Annotated in this window: 3 protein-coding genes; all 3 read left to right on the top strand. The window is 67.9% G+C overall.

Features of this window, described 5'->3' with window-relative positions:
* A partial coding sequence (locus ACEN88_RS20975) for a glycoside hydrolase family 2 protein (protein ID WP_413342657.1) occupies window positions 1-3,163 on the top strand: 3,163 nt, incomplete at its 5' end.
* Between the two features lie 149 nt (window positions 3,164-3,312).
* A complete protein-coding gene (locus ACEN88_RS20970; protein ID WP_413342655.1) occupies window positions 3,313-5,970 on the top strand; it encodes a TonB-dependent receptor in 2,658 nt (885 codons plus the stop codon).
* Between the two features lie 84 nt (window positions 5,971-6,054).
* Window positions 6,055-6,891, top strand: coding sequence for an alpha/beta hydrolase (locus tag ACEN88_RS20965; protein ID WP_413342653.1), 837 nt, complete (start codon window positions 6,055-6,057; stop codon window positions 6,889-6,891).
* Window positions 6,892-7,027 lie beyond the last annotated feature (136 nt).

Below are 7,027 nucleotides of genomic sequence, written 5' to 3'. Positions count from 1 at the left end.
CCGGCGCACCCGCGCCGCAGAAGGCCAGCGTGCCGTCCACGCTGCACAGGTAGCCGATGCCGTCCGCGCCTGGACCCATGTGGCGGCCAGCCGGGACGGCCGCCACGTCGTCCTGTACGCGAACGGCAGGGAAGTGGCGCGGGAGGAGGTGCAAGGCAGCGCAGCGGCCGCCGCGCAGATCGCGATCGCACCGCGCACGGGGACCGATGCCGCGTTCGCGGGCCGCGTGGCCGGGCTGACGCTGGGGGACGACGCACAGGCCGTCGCACGGCTCGCGGCGACGCCGCCAAACGAAGGCATGATCGTGTTCGAGACCGGCAGCCCCCACTGGCCGCTGCAGACCCGCCAGATGGCCGGCCAGCTCGTGCCGCAGGATGCGTGGACGCTGCCGCACAGCGCGACGCCGCCGTCGCAGCCCGTCGCCGTGCCGGCCTATGCGGGGCCGGCGCTGGAACCGCGGGGCGCGAACGCATGGACGATCCGTGCGTGGACGCTGCAATCGGCGGACCAGGCACCGGGATCCGCGCAGCAGATCGCCAGCGGGGGCTATGACGCGTCGCGCTGGTACAAGGCCACGGTGCCGGGGACCGTGCTCACCACGCTGGTCGACCGCGGCGTCTATCCGAGTCCGGCGTATGGCCTCGACAACCTCGCGATCCCGGAAAGCCTCAGCCGCCAGGACTGGTGGTACCGCACGAGCTTCGCGCTGCCGCGCGGCCACCGCCCCGGCCGTCACCTGTTCGTCACGTTCAAGGGCATCAATTACGCGTCCGCGATCTGGGTCAACGGCCGCCGCGCCGGCACCACGCGCGGCGCCTTCGTGCGCGGCAGCGTCGACCTGGGGCCGTACCTGAACCCGAAAGGCGAGAACGTCATCGCCGTCAAGGTGTCGCCGCCGCCGCATCCCGGCATCGCGCACGAGGAATCCGTCGCGGCCGGCGTCGGCGAGAACGGCGGCGTGCAGGCGCAGGACGGCCCGACCTTCATCGCCACCGAGGGCTGGGACTGGATCCCGTCCGTCCGCGACCGCAACACGGGCCTGTGGCAGGACGTCGTCCTGCGCAGCACGGGCGACGTGCGCGTGGGCGATGCGCACGTGATCACCGCGCTCGCGGACGACCATCGCGAGGCCGACGTCGGCATCGAGGTGCCGCTGACGAATTTGTCGAACAAGACCGTGCGCGCGACCGTGCGCGCCACCATCCGCGACCGGGCGGGATCGATGCAGCCTATCGTCGTGAGCCGCACGCTGGACGTGGCGCCCGGCACGCACACCGTGCGCTTCGCATCGAACGACTTCGCCGCGCTGAAGGTCAAGCAGCCGCGGCTGTGGTGGCCGAACGGCTACGGCAAGCCGGAGCTGCACGACCTCGACGTCGACGTGCTGCAGGGCGCGGCGCTGTCCGACCATGCGCGCACCGCGTTCGGCATCCGCAGCGTGACCTACGAGCTGTCGCTGGTCGACCGCACGGGCCACCTGCGCCGCGTGGAGGCCGATTTCACCAGGGCGCACGCGCTCGGCGTGCGCATCACCGACGCCCGCCACGAGGCGCTGCGCAAGGTCGCGGGCAACCAGTGGGCGACCGGCCTGCGTGCGGAAGCGGAAGGCACGGCCGCGATCCGCGAACTGGCCGATGCCGGCAGCCTCGCGCCGCACCTCGTCATCAAGGTCAACGGCGTGCGCATAGCGGCGCGCGGCGGCAACTGGGGCATGGACGACTTCATGAAGCGCGTCGACCGCGCGCGCCTGGAACCGTATTTCCGCCTGCACCGCGACGCCCACGTGAACATCATCCGCAACTGGGTCGGCCAGAACACGGAAGAGACGTTCTTCGAGCTGGCCGACGAATACGGCCTCATGGTGCTGAACGACTTCTGGGCCTCGACACAGGACTACAACATCGAGCCGCAGGACGTCGACCTGTTCATGGCGAACGCCGTCGACGTCGTGCGCCGTTTCCGCAACCACCCCTCGATCGTCGCCTGGTTCGGCCGCAACGAGGGCGTCCCGCAGCCGGCGCTGAACGAGAAGCTGGAAGCGCTGATCTACGCGGAAGACGGCACGCGCTGGTACACGGGCAGCTCGAACCGCGTGAACCTGCAGAACAGCGGCCCGTACGACTACCAGCCGCCGGAAACGTATTTCACGACGCACGGCAAGGGCTTCGCCGTCGAGGTGGGCACGCCGTCGTTCCCCACGCGCGAGGCGTTCGAGGCCGCGGTGCCGGCATCCGAGCGCTGGCCGCTGGGCGATACCGCCGCGTACCACGACTGGCACCCCAGCGGCAACGGCCGCGTGGAACCGTTCATGAAGGCGCTCGAGCGGCAGTACGGCGCGCCGGCGTCGCTGGCCGACTTCGAGCGCAAGGCGCAGCTGATGAACTACGAATCGCACCGCGCGATCTTCGAAGGCATGAATGCGGGGCTGTGGCGCGAGAACAGCGGCCGCATGCTGTGGATGACGCAGCCGGCCTGGCCGAGCACGATGTGGCAGATCCTCAGCCACGACTACGATACGCACGCCGCCTACTACGGCACGAAACACGCGTCCGAACCCGTGCACGTGCAACTGAACCTGCCCGATCACGCGGTCGACGTCATCAACAACCCGACCGCGCCGCTGGACAATGCGCGCGTCGCATTCGAGGCCTGGACCGTCGACGGCCGGCTGGCGGGCCGCGGCGCCGCCACCGTCAGTGTCCCCGGCGTGGCCACGTCGGGGCCGATCGACCTCGGCATCGCGCCGCTGCTGGCGCGCGAAGGCCTGCTGGTCGTGAAGCTGACCTTGACCGACGGCGCGGGCCGCACGCTGTCGGACAACGTGTACTGGCCGTCGACGAGCCCCGAGCGCCAGCGCGGCCTCGATACGCTCGCCGGCGTGCCCGTGACCGTGCACGCATCCGCCCGTACGGAAGGGAGGGTGGACGTCACGCTGACCAATCCGTCGAAGGTGCCCGTGCTGAACACCAAACTGACCCTGCTCGACGCGGCCGGCGCGCGCGTGCTGCCCGTGTACTGGTCGGACAACTACGTGGCGCTCATGCCGGGCGAGAGCCGCACCGTCAGCGCCGAATTCAGCGGCGGACAAGGCGCGCTGAAGGTCGCCGTACGCGCCTGGAATGGCCCGGAACAAGCTGTCGCGGTGGACGCCGCGCAGCCTTGAACCTGCGCGACAAGTTGATTGTTTAGTAAAGACGAAGAAACTGAAAGGTGTCCGGCGAAATTCTTTGATTTTACGAATCCTGGTTGAAATACTCGTCGACACGTGTCCGGTTCGCCGGCACGCAGAATTCAAAAAACCAAGGAGATATGATGCTGCATCCAATCAAACGGACGGCCATGAGCATGGCCGTCGCCAGTGCCTGCGCCTTCGCCGCCATGCCCGCCTGGGCGCAGGCCGACACCAAGCCGGCACAATCCGCCGACACGATCCCGGAAGTGACGGTGACCGCCACCCGCTTCAGCACCTCGCTGCTCAAGACGCCGGTCGCGGTGACGGCGTTCTCGCAGGACCAGCTGACCCGCAAGGGCGCCACCAACATCCGCGACCTCGCCAACGACATCCCCAACGTCACCATCGATTCGGGCCTCGACAACGGCGTGCAGATCACGATCCGCGGCATCACGTCGACCAACTTCACCGAGACGGGCGACCCGGCCGTGGGCTTCCACGTCGACGGCCTGTACTCGCCGCGGCCGCAGGGCGCGCAGGCGCTGATGTTCGACATCGACCAGCTCGAAGTGCTGCGCGGTCCGCAGGGCACGCTGTTCGGCCGTAACTCGACGGGCGGCAGCGTCAACGTCATCACCGCGAAGCCCGACTTCAACGGCAACTACGGCCGCGTCGAGACGGACTTCGGCAACTACAACAAGAAGCAGGTCAACTGGGTGCAGAACGTCGTCGTCAACGACAAGCTGGCGCTGCGCGGCTCCTTCATGCGCGTGCGCCGCGACGGCTACGCCGACCAGCACCAGGACCTGTCGGAAGCGAACGTGCCGTCGAAAGGCTGGATCCCGAACGGCGTGCCGGACGTCGACATGCGCTACAACCGCCAGGTCCGCCCGTCCGACTACTACACCAACCAGAACGAGTGGGCCGCGCGCCTGCAGGCCCTCCTGCGCGTCAACAAGGATCTCACGCTGCACGCCGCGTACGAGCACTTCCAGGATTCGGGCGCGGGCTATGCGTTCTTCCGCGATTGCGGCGCCGGCGTCGGCACGCGCTATGCCTGCACCAACGACGAGTTCTACATCAACGTCAACGTGCCGGGCCAGACCGACATGAAGATCCGCACGGTGCGCGCGGGCGCGGACTGGAACGTCAACGACCGCACGTCGGTGAGCTACAACTTCGCCGTCGCCGACCAGCGCCGCAGCCAGATCTCGGACGACGACCTGGGCCTGCAGAACGCGCCGTCGTGGGCCGACATCGCCCCGTTCCCAAATACGAAGGACGGCAACTGGGGCACCTGGCCGCTGCGCGACACGTGGCACCGCACGGCGGATTCGCGCTACCTGTCGACCGTGCACGAACTGCAGCTCAAGCAGCAGCTGGGTTCCCTGAAATACGTGTCCGGCCTGTTCTGGATGCACGAGCGTAACCGCATCGACTACGAGATGACGGAAGCGATCCAGAAACCGTTCGGCGACCCGGGCAGCGTGGTGTACGCGCAGCCGAATCGCCAGATCGATTCGAAGGCCATCTTCGGCCAGGCCGACTGGAGCTTCGCGCCGAAGTGGACGGCCACGCTGGGCGCGCGCTACAGCCGCGATTCGAAGGAAGACAAGGGCGGCAAGGTGTACGGCGCCAACTGGATCGGCAACCCGGCCTATTACCGCGGCCTGTACGACCGCGGCATCCCGGGCACGCCGGGCTTTACGATCCACGACGGGACCGACCTGACGCAGCAGATGGGCTGGGCCGGCGGCGGTCCGATCGCCTATGCCGGCTACGCCAACGCGACCAACAACGATCACAAGGAAACCTGGGGCAAGGTGACGTGGCGCGCGGGTCTGCAATTCCAGATCACGCCGCGCCAGATGGCTTATGCCTCGGTCTCGACGGGCTACAAGGCGGGCGGTTTCGCGGACAAGGTCGACAGCTGCAACTACCACCTGTGCGCCGCGACGGGCAAGCCGGGCGAGGCGACGTTCCTGCCGTACGGCCCGGAGACCGTCACCAACTATGAGCTGGGCTGGAAGGGCCGCTTCCTGGACAACCGCCTGAGCCTCTCGGCCACCGCCTTCTACATGCGCTACAAGGACATGCAGCTGACGGGGAACTACTTCGTCAACCAGATCATCCCGGACAACGGCCTGCCTTGCCCGGCCGACCAGCCCAAGTGCGACGTGTACGAATCCTGGCGCACGATCAACGTGGGCGACACCCGCATCCCGGGCCTGGAACTGGAGTGGGACTACAAGCCGTGGCGCGGCGCGCGCGTGGGCGGCGGCTTCGCCTTCATCGACACCAAGGTGCACGGCTTCTACAACTACAGCGACGATTACCAGTGCGGCGACGTGCGCGCGGAATTCGGCGTCCAGCCTTGCCCGGCCATCTACAACGGTCCGGACAAGTCCCTGCTGGGCCGCCGCCTGTACGACATCGACGGCAACCACCTGCCGAACACGCCGAAGTACCAGGTCTACCTGAACTTCTCGCAGGAGTTCGAGCTGCCGGGCGGCTACCGCCTCACGCCGTACGTGAAGGTGAACTGGCGCGACAAGGCCTATTTCGACCTGCGCAACACGGACTGGGCCGGCATCGGCCGCTACCAGGCCGCGTATGCGCTGGCGGATGCGTCGGCACGCCTGGATGCCCCGGACGGCAACTGGTATGCGGAAGCGTACGTGCGCAACGTGACGGACAAGCGCGCCAAGACCAGCAGCGATTCGCTGTGGGGCGGCTTCATGAAAGCCACCTACGTCGAGCCGCGCATGTTCGGCATCCGCGCGGGCTTCAATTATTGAAGACTGCGTGAAGAAAGCCCGTTCCATTCGTGGCTAGAATGAGCCGGTGCTCATGGGAGGCCACGGATGGAACGTCGGTGTTTTTTGCTTGCCACGGCTGCCTGCCTGGCCGGTTGCGGGGGCGGCAACGCTTCGGTTCAGCAGGCCGTCGCGCCCGGTCCCGCGGCACCGGCGGGCACCGTCGACACCTTCGCCGTCGCGAGCCGCGCGCTCGGGCGCACGATGAACGTCGCGCTGTACCTGCCGCCGGGCGGCGCGCGCCATCCCATCCTCTATCTGTTCCACGGCTTCGGCGGCAACGGCGCGGCATTCTTCGATGCCGGCCTGGCCATCAACCGCGCGGCCGACCGGCTGGGCACACCGCTCGTCATCGCCGCGCCCGACTACGACAACGGCTTCGGCGTGAACACGACGCCGGCGCAAGGGGCGCAGACCTCAGGCGGCACGATCGGCCTGTACGAGGATTACCTGATGACGGAGATGCTGCCGGCCGTCGAATCACGGCTCGGCGTGACGGCCACGCGCGCGGACCGGCGCATCGGCGGCGTGTCGATGGGCGGATTCGCCGCGCTGCATCTCGCATTGCGCCACCCGGAGATGTTTTCACGCGTGGGCGCGCACAGCGCCGCGTTATGGGACTACAGCGGCGCGGACCAGTTCACCGGCCAGCGCGACTGGCTGTACCCGACGCCGGCGCTGCGCGCGCAACGCGATCCGCTGCTGCTGGCGCAGCACGCCGACCTGCGCGGCCTGCGCTTCTACCTCGACGTCGGCGATCGCGATCCGTTGCGCAAGCAGGACGAAGCGATGCAGGCCGTGCTCGGCGCCGCCAGCGAATTCCACATGGGCAGCGGCGGCCACGACGCGCAGTTCTGGCGCAGCCGGCTGGAAGACTGGTTGTCCTTCTACAGTGCCGCCTGACGCCGCTGGCCCTGAAACAGCCCACCACATAAATTCGGGGTCAGAGCACATTTCGCCGCAAATTCGGGGTCAGAGCCTGAGCCTTCCCCTCAAATTTTTGTTGTAAACAGCTTGGGAAGCTGTTAACTTTCAATCC

Source organism: Massilia sp. CT11-108 (assembly GCF_047302915.1).
GTDB classification, from domain to species: domain Bacteria; phylum Pseudomonadota; class Gammaproteobacteria; order Burkholderiales; family Burkholderiaceae_D; genus Telluria; species Telluria orientalis.
The sequence above is the reverse complement of the archived record's forward strand: the minus strand, read 5'-3'. Positions and strand labels throughout refer to the sequence as shown.

Bases quoted from the DNA above. Each gene is read 5' to 3' on its own strand.
- ACEN88_RS20970 (WP_413342655.1), top strand. From the start codon at position 3,313: ATGCTGCATCCAATCAAACGGACGGCCATGAGCATGGCCGTCGCCAGT.